General features: G+C 61.9%; 10 protein-coding genes. 5 read left to right on the top strand and 5 right to left on the bottom strand.

Features of this window, described 5'->3' with window-relative positions; translation table 11 throughout:
• The first annotated feature begins 257 nt into the window (after positions 1 to 257).
• The gene (locus tag A0W34_RS06610) at positions 258 to 3,410 is read left to right on the top strand and encodes a (Fe-S)-binding protein (RefSeq protein ID WP_081557504.1); all 3,153 of its coding nucleotides are present in this window, start codon (positions 258 to 260) and stop codon (positions 3,408 to 3,410) included.
• A gap of 172 nt (positions 3,411 to 3,582) precedes the next feature.
• Here the strand turns inward: A0W34_RS06610 and A0W34_RS06605 are convergent, their stop codons facing one another.
• A complete protein-coding gene (locus tag A0W34_RS06605; RefSeq protein WP_081558761.1) occupies positions 3,583 to 4,038 on the bottom strand; it encodes a hypothetical protein in 456 nt (151 codons plus the stop codon).
• 45 nt (positions 4,039 to 4,083) lie between these two features.
• Positions 4,084 to 5,262: a DUF6745 domain-containing protein gene (locus A0W34_RS06600; protein WP_063314857.1), complete on the bottom strand. Its 1,179-nt coding sequence runs from the start codon at positions 5,260 to 5,262 to the stop codon at positions 4,084 to 4,086.
• Positions 5,263 to 5,507: 245 nt separating this feature from the next.
• Between A0W34_RS06600 and A0W34_RS06595 the strand changes: the two genes are divergently transcribed.
• On the top strand, positions 5,508 to 6,440 hold the full coding sequence (locus tag A0W34_RS06595; protein ID WP_058038565.1) for a hypothetical protein: 933 nt from the start codon (positions 5,508 to 5,510) through the stop codon (positions 6,438 to 6,440).
• Here A0W34_RS06595 and A0W34_RS06590 read toward each other — a convergent pair.
• Positions 6,430 to 8,370: a S9 family peptidase gene (locus A0W34_RS06590; protein ID WP_081557503.1), complete on the bottom strand. Its 1,941-nt coding sequence runs from the start codon at positions 8,368 to 8,370 to the stop codon at positions 6,430 to 6,432. The genes A0W34_RS06595 and A0W34_RS06590 overlap by 11 nt on opposite strands.
• Positions 8,371 to 8,446: 76 nt before the next feature.
• Between A0W34_RS06590 and A0W34_RS06585 the strand changes: the two genes are divergently transcribed.
• The 3 genes from A0W34_RS06585 to A0W34_RS06575 all read left to right on the top strand — a co-directional run bounded on the left by A0W34_RS06585 (position 8,447) and on the right by A0W34_RS06575 (position 13,163).
• Positions 8,447 to 9,700 (top strand): pyridoxal phosphate-dependent aminotransferase, encoded by a 1,254-nt coding sequence (locus A0W34_RS06585; RefSeq protein WP_003943683.1) that lies wholly within the window; start codon positions 8,447 to 8,449, stop codon positions 9,698 to 9,700.
• Between the two features lie 508 nt (positions 9,701 to 10,208).
• Positions 10,209 to 11,471, top strand: coding sequence for a YibE/F family protein (locus A0W34_RS06580; RefSeq protein ID WP_003943628.1), 1,263 nt, complete (start codon positions 10,209 to 10,211; stop codon positions 11,469 to 11,471).
• A gap of 384 nt (positions 11,472 to 11,855) precedes the next feature.
• Complete coding sequence (locus tag A0W34_RS06575) at positions 11,856 to 13,163, top strand: lipopolysaccharide biosynthesis protein (RefSeq protein WP_230691577.1); 1,308 nt, start codon at positions 11,856 to 11,858, stop codon at positions 13,161 to 13,163.
• On the opposite strand, the gene A0W34_RS06570 is transcribed toward A0W34_RS06575, so the two are convergent.
• Both A0W34_RS06570 and A0W34_RS06565 read right to left on the bottom strand, forming a co-directional pair.
• Positions 13,145 to 13,996 carry a glycoside hydrolase family 16 protein gene (locus A0W34_RS06570; protein WP_007726660.1) on the bottom strand — a complete coding sequence of 284 codons (852 nt, stop codon included), beginning with the start codon at positions 13,994 to 13,996 and terminating at the stop codon, positions 13,145 to 13,147. The genes A0W34_RS06575 and A0W34_RS06570 overlap by 19 nt on opposite strands.
• 100 nt (positions 13,997 to 14,096) lie before the next feature.
• Entirely contained in the window at positions 14,097 to 14,813 is a 717-nt protein-coding gene (locus A0W34_RS06565; protein WP_081557502.1) for a glycoside hydrolase family 16 protein, read from the bottom strand.
• Positions 14,814 to 14,853 lie beyond the last annotated feature (40 nt).

Raw genomic sequence — 14,853 nt, 5'->3', positions numbered from 1 at the left:
CACCTGCTCGGAACCCGACTTAGGGCTGCCTGACAGATGGACACCTGACGGGCACCGCCTAACGTGACGACCAGACATGTCTGCGTCTGGCCCAGCCCGTCCGACGCAGAAGATCGATCTCTCCAGGCCACGAGCGGTTACCAGCCGGTACCTACAGGCTGGTAATGCTAGTTACTGGCGGGTAACATAACGCAGGTTAGTATCAGTGGGCTGTCCCGAGGTGGCCGACGCGTCGCCCTGAAACGAAAGGCCGCGACATGAATGCCCTGACGATTACGTTGGGCACGATTGGTGCTCTGCTGAGCTTGGTGTGTTGGTACATCTTCCTCTCAGGCGCGCTGAGGATGTTCAACACCGTGCGCATCGGCCAGTCGGCACCCGATCGATGGCGCCCGTTCTTCCCTCGCTTCAAGCAGATGATCATCGAGTTCATCGCGCACACGCGCATGAACAAGTTCCGCAGCGTCGGCTGGGCCCACTGGCTCGTCATGGTCGGCTTCCTCGGTGGGTTCCTGCTGTGGTTCGAGGCCTACGGCCAGACGTTCAACCCCGAATTCCACTGGCCCATCTTCGGTAACACGTGGGCGTGGCACCTGTGGGACGAGATCCTCGGCCTGGGCACCGTCATCGGTATCACCACGCTGATCGTGATCCGTCAGCTCAACCACCCGCGTCTGCCCGCGCGCCTGTCCCGTTTCGGCGGCTCCAACTTCAAGGCTGCCTACGTCATCGAAGGCATCGTCCTGCTCGAGGGCCTGGGCATGATCATGGTCAAGGCAGGCAAGATCGCGACCTACGGTCACGCCAACCCGTGGACCGACTTCTTCACCATGCAGGTCGCGAAACTGCTTCCCGCCAGCCCCGTCATGATCTCGGTGTTCGCATTCGTGAAGCTGATGACCGGCATGATCTGGCTCGCGATCGTGGGCCGCAACATCACCTGGGGCGTCGCGTGGCACCGCTTCTCGGCGTTCTTCAACATCTACTTCAAGCGTGAAGACGACGGCACCGTCGCCCTCGGCGCGGCAAAGCCCATGATGTCCAAGGGCAAAGTCCTGACGATGGAGAACGTCGACCCCGACACCGACACTCTCGGCGCCGGAAACATCGAAGACTTCTCCTGGAAGGGCTGGCTCGACTTCACCACCTGCACCGAGTGCGGTCGTTGCCAGTCCCAGTGCCCCGCGTGGAACACCGGAAAGCCGCTCTCTCCCAAGCTGCTCATCATGTCGCTGCGTGACCACGGCTACGCCAAGGCCCCGTACCTGCTCGCTGGTGGACGCAAGGACATGGGCGGCGACGAGATCGGTCTCGTCGACAGCGAAGGCAATGTCAAGGAAGGCGCCCTCGCAGCCATCCCCGAGGCGGCACGCCTCGAGGCCGACCGCAAGCTCGTCGGTGAAACCGTCGAAGGCGAGATGGCCCCGGTCATCGACGCCGAAACCTTGTGGAGCTGCACCAACTGCGGCGCCTGCGTCGAACAGTGCCCCGTCGACATCGAACACGTCGACCACATCATCGACATGCGTCGCTACCAGGTCCTGATCGAATCGGAGTTCCCCTCCGAGCTCGCCGGCCTGTTCAAGAACCTCGAGAACAAGGGCAATCCCTGGGGTCAGAACTCCAAGGATCGCCTCAACTGGATCAACGAGATGGACTTCGAGATCCCCGTCTTCGGCAAGGACGCCGACAGCTTCGAGGACTACGAGTACCTCTTCTGGGTCGGCTGCGCCGGCGCCTACGAAGACCGTGCCAAGAAGACCACCAAGGCCGTTGCCGAACTCCTCGCCACCGCGGGAGTGAAGTTCATGGTCCTCGGCGCCGACGAAACCTGCACCGGCGACTCCGCACGTCGTGCCGGCAACGAGTTCTTGTTCCAGCAGCTCGCGATGCAGAACATCGAGATGCTCAATTCGGTCTTCGACGGTATCGAGCAGAAGAAGCGCAAGATCGTCGTCACCTGTGCGCACTGCTTCAACGCCCTCGGCAACGAGTACCCGGAGGTGGGCGGCGACTACGAGGTCGTGCACCACACTCAGCTGCTCAACCGTCTGGTGCGCCAGAAGAAGCTGATCCCGGTTGCGTCCGTGAGCGAAGACGTCACCTACCACGACCCGTGCTTCCTCGGACGCCACAACAAGGTTTACGACGCTCCCCGTGAACTCATGGAAGCCTCAGGCTCCAAGCTCGTCGAAATGCCGCGTCACGGCGAACGTTCCATGTGCTGTGGTGCCGGTGGTGCTCGCATGTGGATGGAAGAGAACATCGGCAAGCGCATCAACGTCGACCGCGTCGACGAAGCGCTCTCCACCAACCCCAAGAAGATCGCCACGGGTTGCCCGTTCTGCCGCGTCATGCTCACCGACGGCGTCACTGCCCGCCAGGAGCAAGGCCAGGGCGAAGGCGTCGAGGTCGTCGACGTCGCGCAGCTGATGCTGAACTCCGTCACTCGTCTCGATCCCGCCCAGCTCGGCGAGAACATCAAGGTGATCCCGCGCGAGAAGGCACCGGTCGCTGCTGAGGCAAAGGCCGAGACCGTCGAGCAGGATCGGGTCGCCGAAGTCGAGGAAGCTGCCGCGACTCCGGAAGCCAAGGCTGCACCGGCAGGCAAGGGTCTGGCCATGAAGGGCCTCGCCAAAGCACCAGGTGCAAAAGCTCCCGGTGCCAAGGCACCCGGCAAGGGGCTCGGAATGGCCGGCGGGGCAAAGGCTCCCGGCGCCAAGAAGGCGGCTCCCGCCGCAAGCGCGGAAGCTCCCGCTGACGAAGCTGCTGCACCGGCAGCACCTGTCGCAAAGCCCAAGGGTCTCGGCTTGGCAGGCGGGGCCAAGGCTCCCGGCGGCAAGGGACTGCAGATGAAGGGCGCCGCCAAGGCACCCGGAGCAAAGGCTGCTCCTGCTTCTGAAGCACCTGCTGCTGCTCCGGCAGCTGAGGCTGCTGAGGCTGCTGCACCCGTCGCCAAGCCGAAGGGTCTGGGCCTGGCGTCCGGCGCCAAGGCACCCGGCGGCAAGGGACTGCAGATGAAGGGCGGGGCCAAGGCTCCTGGAGCAAAGGCTGCTCCTGCTTCTGAAGCACCTGCTGCTGCTCCGGCAGAGGCTCCGGCCGCACCGGCAGAGGCTCCGGCCGCCGAGGCGGAAGCCCCGAAGGCTCCGCCTGCTGCCAAGGCCGGCGGACTCGGATTCAAGTCGGGCGCAAAGGCTCCCGGTGCCCGGAAGGCAGCTCCCGCTGCGGCCCCGGCGCCGGCTGCTGAGGCCCCGGCTCCCGAGGCCGAACCTGTGAAGGCAGAACCCGCCGAAGCACCTGAGGCGTCCGCACCCGCGGAAGCTCCGGCGCCTGCTGCCGCGCCGCCCGCCCCCAAGGCAGGCGGACTCGGATTCAAGGCCGGCGCGAAGGCTCCTGGCCGCAAGAAGTAAGCGCACCACACGCGAATGCCCTCACCGTCACGGTGAGGGCATTCGTGTTTGTGCGGGAGCCTTTGCCGACCGAGCACCCTTTCCCTCGACCCAACACACCGTCCAGCACACGGAAACCGGTGCTCGCCCTACGCAAGTGGTGCCCACTCCCCGCCAACTCGAGGCCGGCGTGTCAGTCGGCGACAAGCATCACCGCACCGCGCGCACGCCCGACGCCCCTTTCCTGCTGCCGGCCGATGACGTATCGCCCCGGAGCGATACCGGTCGCGCCGTGCTCCGGGTGGATGAGGTACGCGGTCACCCGGGTGTCGAGCACGCCGAGTGCAAGGCCCCGAGCATCTTTCACCGGCGTCGACCACGTGCACTCCCCTTCGTCTGCAACCAGACTGTGGGGGTTCCCTCCCGCCGCACTTCGCAGCAGTTCCACGCCGGAGAGCGGCACTCTCACAGAGCGTGTCCATGGCAGAGGCGCCACGATATTTGCGAGCAGCGAAAACGGGATCACGATGAGATCGCCTTGCGCCTGGAGTCCGTCGATCACAGGAATGGACACTTCCTGGTCCAGGTAGTCGAAGACATCGAGGCCGGTGAGGCTGGTGAGAGCGGACAAGGTCATGTTCGAGTTCATAAGTATCACCCAAGGTTTGAGGATTGAGGGTAGAGGGTTCGAGATTCAGGTTCGACGAACGAGACGGGAATAGTCGGTACCGGTGATGCCGTAAGTCCATCCGGCGGCATCCAACGCGGAGGTAAACCATCCGGGTACGTGAAGGCCGTATCGACGCCGATGCCCGTCGCGTTCGAGAGAACCGTTGACCGCGAGGAGAATCCGTCCACTTCGACCCCAGCCCTCCGGCGACGCGTAGAGCTGCAGCAGGCAACCGGCGTTACCGGGATCGTCGGTTTGGTCGACCAGTGTCAGGCCCGCCAGCTCGATGTAGGAATCCCACCCGATCCGCTCGATTGCACATCGACGGATCTCTACATTGCGCTCGTGTGCGATGCGTTCGGCGGTGGGGTCGAGCACTACCCAGTCTGGAACGATCGCTCCGTGTAGAACGAACGCCTGTGTACCGTCTACGAATTCGATTGCGGGGGAATCAGAATGATGCAAGCGCCGTGCTCCCTGCGCGCTGCCCGGAATCGGTTCGGCATGTAAGGCGGTGGGTCGTTCCGCCATGATGCACACGTCGTCGAACGCCCACCACCACCCGGTCGAGTCGGCCAGTGCGGTCTGCACGTCGAGGAGTTCACGGTCTTCCGAGCGGAAAGTCGCAAGACCGAATCGATGACATGTGTCGTAGTACGCGATTCGATGTGCGTCCTGCTGCCCGTACCAGGTCACTTCCCCGGCCACCGGAGTCGACATCGTTCGTATCGCAGCTGCGACGCCGTCGAACAGCGTGGTGTGCAACGATTCCCAAATGGACGCCCTGATCAAGCGCTCCCCCTGCCGGCGTTCCATCTGCCAGCCAGTTCTCCGACATTCGATTCGCGCGTCCATGCGTCGGCGCGATGCCGCAAACATGCTCGCGATATACCCGGAAGCGCAGTCGAGGCCGGTGCCGTCCAATGACATCTTGGTCGACAGTCCTTCGGTGACGATCAGGTCCGAACCAGCAGACGGCGACGGGACCCAGACGAACTCCGGTTTCGGGAGCCCGGAGCGCCGATACAGTTGCGCGACAGAGGCTTCTGCGGTGGTTCGATCAGCAGGACGAGTACACAATCCGCGTTCGAGCCATACGTCGCGGATCTTTTCCAGGGCCAGACTGTCTTCATCGAAGAGATTGAAGTTCTCGGGCAATGTCGCTCGATGTGATGCCGACGAGCGAATCGGTGCGGCGCTCACGCGACGGTGGCGGTGTCCGCCTTTCCTGTAGTCATAGTTGAACAGCCTGGCACGCGAACGCTGCGGACGCAAGGGTTTCCTAGAGCGCGACACCGGGAACCTGCCACCGTTTCCCCATACCGAACACCCTCTCCAGCGACGCGAAACCGGTTCGAACTGTGGACAAGTGGTGTTCACTCACGGCTATCCACACCCCCGGGGTCACGGCTTCCTTTCCAGCGCCGGGCACAGCAAGATCGATCGACATGGGGGAACAGACACATATCATCCGCAGGCCGGACCAACTGTCGATCGGTCGCACCGATGCCGAGATCCGACAGGCCTGCGCTAGTGGAACCTGGGCCAGAATCCATCGTGGTGCGTACGTGGACAGCGGCCACCTGTCCCGCCTCGACGCATACGGACGACATCGATTGCGGGCAGAGGCCGTGGCCTGCGCCGCTTCACCCGGTGCCACTGTCAGCCACGTCTCGGCTGCGGTTCTGCACGGTTTCGAACTCTGGAACACTCCGCTCGAGGTCGTTCACCTGTCCCGGAACCGGCGAGGTGGTGGCCGAAAGTCCGCTCGACGTCACGTGCACTCGACATGGCTGGCGGACAACGAGATCACCGAAGTCGATGGGCTGCGCGTCACGACTCCGGCACGAACTGTTGCGGATCTCGCGAGGACACTCACTTTCGAACAGGCTCTCGTCGTGGGCAATTCAGCGTTGCACCGTTCAAGGTTGACCAAGGACGCGGTTGCAGCCTCGCTGGCACTCAGCCCGAACCATCCGCGCCATCGACATGCGCTCCACGCGCTCACCGCGATGGACTCCCGCATCGAAAGCGTCGGTGAATCACGGAGCCTCGCATTGTTCCTGCACGAACACCTGCCGCTCCCCGAACCCCAGGTCGACATCCACGACGCTCGAGGGTTCGCCGGCCGCGTCGACTTCCTGTGGCGTGAGCAGCGCACCATCGGAGAGTTCGACGGCCGCGTCAAGTACGGCCGACTGGTGCCAGCCGGTCGCAGCCCCGAGGACGCGCTCTGGAACGAGAAGCTCCGCGAAGACCGACTCCGTGACGCAGGGTGGGAGGTCGCGAGGTGGACGTGGGCCGACCTGTCGACCCCGTCACTGGTGGCAAGTCGGATCCTGGCGGCCTTCGCGCGCAGCCACGGGGCCGTCAGCTACTGATCGCAGGCTTCCACAGCTCGAGCGTCGGAATGCCGGGTGGAGTGAATCCGAGCACCTGCCCGTAGAAGGACAGCTCGGCGTTGCGTGAGCTGATGATGGTCGACTGCTTGCGGAATCCGTGAGATTCACCCTCGTAGGCCAGGTACGCGTGCGGAATGCCCTTGGCCACCAGAGCATCCCGGAATCGCTCCGCCTGCGAGGGTGGCACGATCGGATCGTCGAGACCCTGGAGAAGCAACACCGGGCAGTTCAACCCGTCGACGTTGTTGAGTGGAGCACGTTCCGCGTACAGGTCGGCAGATTCCGGCAGCGGGCCGATCAAACCGTCGACGTAACGCGATTCGAAATCGTGAGTTTCCTGCACGAACAGGTCCAGTTCGGCCACGCCGAAATAGGAAGCACCACAAGCGAACACGTCGGACGTCGTCAGTGCGGCCAGAACGGTCCAACCACCGGCGGATCCGCCTTCGATGGCAAGACGGGCCGGATCGGCAAGCCCCTGCTCGGCCAACCCGTTGACGGCGGTGACGACGTCCTGCACGTCGACGACACCCCACTGACCACGCAATCGATTACGGTACTCACGTCCGTAACCGGTCGACCCGCCGTAGTTCACGTCGACGACGCCGATTCCGCGGCTGGTGAAGAAGGCGTAGACGAGGTTGAGGGCCGGTGCGACGTGCGCCGTCGGCCCACCGTGAACAAACACGACATACGGCGGTCGTTCATCGTCGAGCCCTTTGTATCGCGGACTGCGCGGCGGATACGCAACGGCGTGAACTTCTCGCCCGTGTCCGTGAGCCACGACGGCTCGCGCTTCCGGAAGGTAGGCAGACTCGGGCAATTCTTCGACCGACGAACGGATTTCGGTGAGTTCGCCGGTACCGAGGTCCAGTTCACGTAGCGCGCCCGCCAGTTTCGCGCCTCCCGAGATGAGCAGTAACCGATCGTTGCGAACTTGCATGAGGCCGATGCTGGTGACACCCGGGGTCGCGATGTCGCGCAGTTCCCCCGACGCCGGGTCGAGTACCGCCAGCGTGTCGGTTCCGACGGTGCGTGCGGTGAGAAGGTGCCCGTTGCCGAGTTCGACGAACCAGCGCCCACCGAAGCGCCACTGCGGGCCACCGAAATCCGCGTTCACCGGGCAAATCGGGCTGATCTTGCCGCCGACGCGATAGATGTTCCACCAGCCGCTGCGATCGCTGATTGCGTAGAGTTCGTCGTCGGTGATCCACTCCGGCTGCAGGACGGACTCTTCAAGTCCGCCGATCAGCACGGAATACGCCTGAGCGACGCCGTCGACGAGTGGAGCTACCCTCAGTTCGGTACCGTCCCAGGGCATTTGCGGATGGTTCCATGCGATCCAGGCGATCTTGGTTCCACTCGGCGAAAGCCTCGGTGACGAGAGGAAGTCCGAGCCGCCGACGATCGAGCGGATGTTGCCGGAACCGTCCAGCGGAATCGCGCAGATATCGCGAGTGATCACCCCGTCCTCCGCGTGCGCTTCCCGAACCGCCCACACCTCGCCGTTCACGATCTGCAGGTCTGCGTATCGCAATGCGGCCGGCGACGCCGGTTCGGGCGTCAGAGCCCGTGGAGTGACTCCTTCGAGGATGTACACCCGTTGATCGGAGAATTCACTGAAGACCAGTTTTCCGGACTCGGTGACCGTCCAGGCGCCACCGCCGTACTCGTGAACCCTGGTACGCGCGTTCCACGGCGCGGGGAGGATGTCGACGGGTTGGTTGTCGAGACCAGATCGACGGATCGAGGTCCGACCACCCTCGGTCGGACGAAGTTCAGCCCACCAGATCTCATCACCGACGTATCGTCCACCCTCGACAGGGTGCCCACCTGCAGCCAGATCAGCTGCTCCGATCGGAGAAGTCCACGATCCGTACGGGGCTGCAATCTGCTCGCTGGGGGTCATCGCTCGACAATAGCCAACGGGGCGTGCGACACGGTCCCCGACAATGCACTTGCACAGTGGTGGAATCATGTAACTCGTGAGCACACCAGAACCCGTCCGCCACCGTCAGCCGCAGCGCGAGCTGGAGCAGTCGTCGAAGCTCCAGAACGTCCTGTACGAAATCCGTGGACCGGTGCACGCGCATGCCGCCCGGTTGGAGGCGGAAGGACACCGGATCCTCAAGCTCAACATCGGCAACCCGGCACCGTTCGGATTCGACGCCCCCGATGTGATCATGCGGGACATGATCGCCGCCCTGCCCTATGCACAGGGCTATTCGGAGTCGAAGGGCATTCTGTCGGCGCGGCGCGCAATCGTGACGCGTTACGAGCTGGTTCCCGGCTTCCCCGAGCTCGACGTCGACGACATCTACCTCGGCAACGGTGTTTCCGAGCTGATCACGATGACCATGCAGGCCCTCCTCAACAACGGCGACGAGGTTCTGATCCCAGCACCGGACTACCCCCTGTGGACTGCGATGACGAGCTTGTCCGGAGGCACGCCCGTCCACTATCTCTGCGACGAGGCCAACGACTGGAATCCCGATATCGCCGATATCGAATCCAAGATCACCGACAAGACCAAGGCTCTCCTCGTCATCAACCCGAACAACCCCACGGGTGCGGTGTACTCGATGGAGGTTCTGCAGCAGTTGGTCGATCTGGCACGCAAGCATCAGCTTCTGCTGCTCGCCGACGAGATCTACGACAAGATCCTCTACGACGACGCCAAGCACATCTCGCTGGCAACACTTGCCCCTGATCTGCTGTGCCTGACGTTCAACGGCCTCTCGAAGGCCTACCGCGTCGCCGGCTACCGCTCCGGCTGGGTGGCGATCACGGGCCCGAAGGATCACGCGGCCGGCTTCCTCGAGGGACTCGATCTCTTGGCGTCGACCCGTCTGTGCCCCAACGTCCCCGGACAGCACGCCATTCAGGTCGCCCTCGGCGGTCACCAGAGCATCGAAGACCTGATCCTGCCCGGCGGCCGCCTGCTCGAGCAGCGCGACGTCGCTTGGGAGCGATTGAACATGATTCCGGGCGTTTCGTGTGTGAAGCCTCGCGGCGCGCTCTACGCGTTCCCTCGTCTGGATCCGAACGTCTACGAGATCCACGACGACGAGAAATTGGTTCAGGACCTGCTTCTCCAGGAGAAGATCCTGATGGTTCAAGGCACCGGGTTCAATTGGCCGAATCACGATCACCTTCGGATCGTCACCCTTCCGTGGGCCCGAGATCTCGCCGTGGCCATCGAGCGATTCGGCAACTTCCTCACCAGTTACAAACAGTAGATTCTCACGCTGAATCCGGCTGAAATCGAGTAAACAATTCGTTGTACAAATGCCCCGTAAACGTAAAACTGCGGGGCATTTGTGCGACCTTGGTCACATTTTTCGCAAACCATGCGGTTTGATTGACTCTTTAACTATTTAGTGACCTGCCCCGATGTGAAAACGGTCCAACCGGTACGTGATTCGTTGTGAAATTGGTAGTTGGACAACGCGCCAAATCGGTTTGAAATTGGGTACATTAGTTAGCAGCACTTCGGTGCCGCGAGCACCTGGTATCCCTCCCCCCCTGTGGATACCAGGTTGGTGGCGGGGACAACCCCCCCTGTTCCCCGCCACCCAGCTCGACCAATCCCAGTTTCACAACCCCTCATCGGTAGCACCGGTTTTCGCCGACTCTGCCTTGAAGCGACACTGCCTTTCACCGACACTGCCGTCAGAAGCTGACCATTCGCTTCGGAGCCGATAACATTGCACCGGTGCAAATCCCCAGTCCGACACTCAGTTTCCGATGAGTCACGGCCACGGCCACGGCGGCCCCATTCAGATCGGCCCCACCGCATCACGCGTCGTCATCGGGTTGCTCGTCGTCATCGGCATGGTCGTCGTCGCGGCAGCTGTCGCACTGTGGCCGGACAAGAACACCATTCCCGTCCCACTCCCCTTCCAGAATGCCGACGGCAGCTCGGTGGAAACCGAGGCGGGCACCGTCACGATGCAGGATCTCGGTGACTGCGGAAGTTCCTCTGCCGGAAGGGTATTCGTCGGTGCCCCGCAACCGCCGCCTACCTCCGCCTACCAGTGCCAGCGAAGTATCGTCGATATCGAATCCGGGCCGAATGCCGGAACGAAGACATTGCTCGAGGTCATTCCGGGCGCCGGTCAGCCGGACCTTCGCGTGGGTGACCACATTCGCCTGGTGCGTCAGACCGACCCGAACGGAAACACGCAGTACTCCTTCGAAGACTATTCGCGTGGGCTCCCGCTGGCGTTGATCGTCATCGCGTTCGCCGTCGTCATCATCGCAGTCGCACGGTGGAGAGGGCTGCGCGCACTCGTCGGCCTGGTGATCGCCTTCGGCGTAGTCGTCGGGTTTCTCCTACCCGCTCTGCTCGACGGCAAGCCTGCGATACCGGTTGCGCTGGTCGCCGGGGCGGTGATCTTGTACGCGGTTCTCTATCTGGCGCACGGGGTCTCACTCAAGACCAGTTCTGCTTTGCTCGGCACCCTTGCCGCCATGGTGCTCGCCGCGGTTCTCTCCTACCTCTGCATTGAACTGACACACCTCACCGGTTTGTCTGAAGAGCAGAACACCAATGTTCAGACCTATATCGAGCACATAGACATCACCGGCCTGCTGCTGGCGGGCTTCATCATCGGCTCGCTCGGCGTTCTCAACGACGTCACCATCACCCAGGCATCCTCGGCATTCGAGTTGGCCGAACTCGACAAGCATGCGTCCCGTCGAAAAGTCTTCGGCGGTGCGATGCGGGTCGGACGTGATCACATCGCCAGCACGGTCTACACCTTGGTTCTCGCGTACGCGGGTGGGGCGCTGCCACTGCTACTGCTCTTCAGCGTCAGCGGGCGCCCTCTTCAGGACGTCCTGGTCGGTGACGCCGTCGCAATCGAGATCGTAAGGTCCGCTGTCGGCGGAATAGCCCTGGCGCTTTCGGTTCCACTCACCACTGCCATCGCCGTGATTCTCGCCCGTCCGCCCGGTAGCGCGGTCAAGGCCGGCCCCACGTCAGGTGGCCGACACTCCAAGCGTTGACACCAGCTGTTCAGCGAAGCAGACGGGAAAGTATGCTCCCACGACGCTTGAACCTGACGCAGTCACAGAGGGCGCAGTCGGTTCCCGCACGATGATGGCTGTGTGCCACCTCTGCATGACCGCATGCACATACTTCGCCCTCGCCATTAGCCACGGCGCCATCGTACTGGACTGCACAAACCCGACCAGTCGGTCGCATCAGGCAAATCGCTCGCACATAGAAGTTCACAATTTATTCGCGCTATCACCCGCCTTGAAGTGCAACGATTCTCAATAGAGCAATTTTGACCGACCCGTCGACATGCACAAGTTAACTACTGGCAAGTAGCATCGGAAGATCGACTTCCGAAAGTGGACATGACGCACTCATCACCGGTCACAACCGTGGCATCACCAGAAACGCCAGCTACAGACAAGCGCAAGTTCGAGTACGACTCGATCGCCGTGCTGATCTCGGGCGCCGTCACGGCAGTACTCGGGCTGGTGTTCTGGGCAGTCACAGCTCGGATGTATCCGGTCGACGTTGTCGGCCGGGCATCTGCGGTGATCAATTCGGCGGTGGTACTGTCCACTCTGTCTACGTTGAGCCTCGGATCGATGTACGAGCGATTCCTACCTTTGGCAGGAAGCCGTGCCGGCGCACTGGTGGCGCGCGGATATCTCCTCGTAGCGCTCCTCGCGACAATCCTCGCCACCGCACTGTTGATGTTCGGTCCACGTGAAAAACTGTTCTCCTCGGGGTGGGCCATGCTCTCGTATGTAGGGCTCGTCGTTACCCTCGCGCTGTTCGCCCTCGAAGACCAGACCACCAACGGTCTTCGAGTTGCGAGGTGGTCAGCCGCGAAGAACATCGTTCATGCCATCGCCAAACTAGCTCTTGTCGCGTCACTGGCATTCACAGCGCATGAACTTGCTGTCGTCGGAGCCTGGGGTGGGTCGGCGGCGATCGCGGCCCTGGTCCTCGGTGTTGCGATACGTCGGAAGCTGCGCACGCGAGGTGAGTCCGCGGCCCAACCGGCACTTCCCCCTGCACGTGAACTGTGGTCGTACTTCGGCCACTCGTACGGCCTCATGACGCTCGGTTCCCTTGCCCCGCTTGCAGTGCCGCTCGTTGTCATTTCACTTCTCGGCGCGGAGGAGAATGCATACTTCGCGATAACCTGGGCATTGGTGAGCGCCCTGTTCGTACTCTTCTACATGCTCATGGGCCCATTCGTCTCAGAGGCGAGCGCCTTTCCGACGCAGATACAGTCACTGACCCGTCGATTCATCGCACTACTGTCCGGACTCGCCGTTCTCGGTGCAATCTTTCTCGCACTCGTGGCACCGGTTGCGCTGGGATCCGTCGGCGATCACTATCGGACAGAAGGCACGACCCTACTTCGCTTGTCTGCGATCATCATTCCGATATCCGCACTCGTCGTTCTACACAACGCACTCGCCAGGGTGTACCAAAGAATGGGCTCGGCTGTTGTTGCGCAAGTACTCAACACCATCGTGGTCATCGCCGGATCAATTGTCCTGACACCTCACGTCGGCATAGCCGGTGTCGGCTGGTCCTACCTCGCGGCCGAAATTCTCTCCGCAGCAATTGTTTCGGTTCCACTGGTCGGAATGTTGCGACGCGCCGCACGTACTCCGACTCAAATCGAATCCAACGAATCGACGGTCGATCACCAGCCGGGGGCATAGACGCTCACCCAATCGATTTCGACGTTCGAGACCGCAGGCGTACCCGCAGATGGACAGGACCCCACTCCCCACGCCACTTTCCGCGCGCAGGCCCCGGACTCGGTTTGCAGTCCGAGCCACATCGGCGTCGCCGGAACCTTGGTTGCAGATTCGAACGTAGTCCACACGCGACCGTTGAGAGTGCCGCGAACAATTCCTGGCCCCCACTCCACTCCCACCGTATTCCAGTTGCTGAAGTCGCCTGTGATGTCTGCTTGCCCCTGACCGAATCCATCTGTCGGTGTATTCCAGTGTACGAACGCCGACATCGACTTCCGGTTTCCGTCAACAGTTTCCGCAATGTCGATCTCGGGTGGCCATATTTCATTCTTCGGCCACAACAGAAGATGGAAGCTGATCTCGTCGGACTTGTCTGCTCTAAATCTCATTTCCCATTTGCCATACTGCTGCGCGCGGGTGAAGTTGGAAACCCCACCCGTGAGCCATCGACCATCTACTTGTTGCGCACGAAGCTGCAGCTTGCCACCGTCGAGGCGAACCATCGACGGATCCCACCAGCTCGCCGAATTGCCACCTGGTGCACCATAGTAAGGACCCCAGTCCCCGCCCAGCGAACACCGGTCGAAGTTGTCGATGAAGATCTGGCGCCACTTCGGCCAGGTCGAAATATTCCCGACCGGAGCAGGTTTGGTACCGGAGCTCGCTACCGAGGAACACAGCGGAGCTGCGCTCACGGTTGCCTGCGGCACTATTCCCACAAGAACAGACAGAAGAAGAAGATTGAGCCAACCGAAGAACCGCTTCGAAACACGCTGCCGTGGATTTACCATCATGCCACCGTCTAGTCGCAGTGAATGTTCATCTGCTACCAGAGCATAACGCACCAATTGGGACTAAAGGTATAAATTTTCAGCGACAATTAATCCACAGCTACTACCGACGTGGAGTCAGTTCGATCAGTTCGAGATCAGTACTTCGCGCAGACTCGACAGCTGCCAGAGCCGCGAAATCGGGCGAGTAGACGCTGACCCAATCGATATCGATGTCAGCGATTGCCGGCGACCCCGAAACCGGGCAATCCCCCGTTCCCCACTCCCTCTGCTTGTCACATGCCCCGGCTTGCGCCTGAATCCCCAACCACATGGAAGTCGATGGAACAAAAGATGATTCGAATTCAGCCCACTCACTATCGTCGACAAGGTATCGAACAATTCCCGGGCCCCACTCCACACCGACGGTATGCCATTCGTCGAATCGACCAGTTTTGTCCGCTTGTGCGAAGTGATGCTCACCTTCGTCGGACCAATGAATGAAAGATGACATCGACTCACGTCGACCCGACACACTTTCCGCGATGTCGATCTCTGGCGGCCATACCTCGTCTCGCGGCCACAGCAACACATGATAGCTGATCTCGTCCGATACCCCCGCCCGCAGACGAACCATCCATTTCCCATAAGTTTGCGACACTGCACTGTTAGAAACACCGCCAGTGACCCACTGGTCGCCATCCTGCTGCGCACGCAGGCGCAAAACCCCCTCGGTGACACTGACTTGCTCAGGCTCCCACCAACTGTGAGGATCACCCCCAGGTTGGCCGCTGTACGCCCCCCACATTTCTCCCAACTCGCAGCGATCGAAGTTGTCCACGAATACTTGCGTCCACCCGCGTAGATCCCCTGTCGGCGCA

The organism is Rhodococcus sp. BH4 (assembly GCF_002079265.1).
Lineage (GTDB): Bacteria > Actinomycetota > Actinomycetes > Mycobacteriales > Mycobacteriaceae > Rhodococcus_F > Rhodococcus_F qingshengii.
This window is presented reverse-complemented; position numbering and strand designations above follow the sequence as displayed.

Coding starts and splice junctions, on each gene's coding strand:
- A0W34_RS06605 (WP_081558761.1), bottom strand. CDS start 4,038: ATGAACTCGAACATGACCTTGTCCGCTCTCACCAGCCTCACCGGCCTC.
- A0W34_RS06580 (WP_003943628.1), top strand. CDS start 10,209: ATGAGTCACGGCCACGGCCACGGCGGCCCCATTCAGATCGGCCCCACC.
- A0W34_RS06590 (WP_081557503.1), bottom strand. CDS start 8,370: ATGACCCCCAGCGAGCAGATTGCAGCCCCGTACGGATCGTGGACTTCT.
- A0W34_RS06570 (WP_007726660.1), bottom strand. CDS start 13,996: ATGATGGTAAATCCACGGCAGCGTGTTTCGAAGCGGTTCTTCGGTTGG.
- A0W34_RS06610 (WP_081557504.1), top strand. CDS start 258: ATGAATGCCCTGACGATTACGTTGGGCACGATTGGTGCTCTGCTGAGC.
- A0W34_RS06595 (WP_058038565.1), top strand. CDS start 5,508: ATGGGGGAACAGACACATATCATCCGCAGGCCGGACCAACTGTCGATC.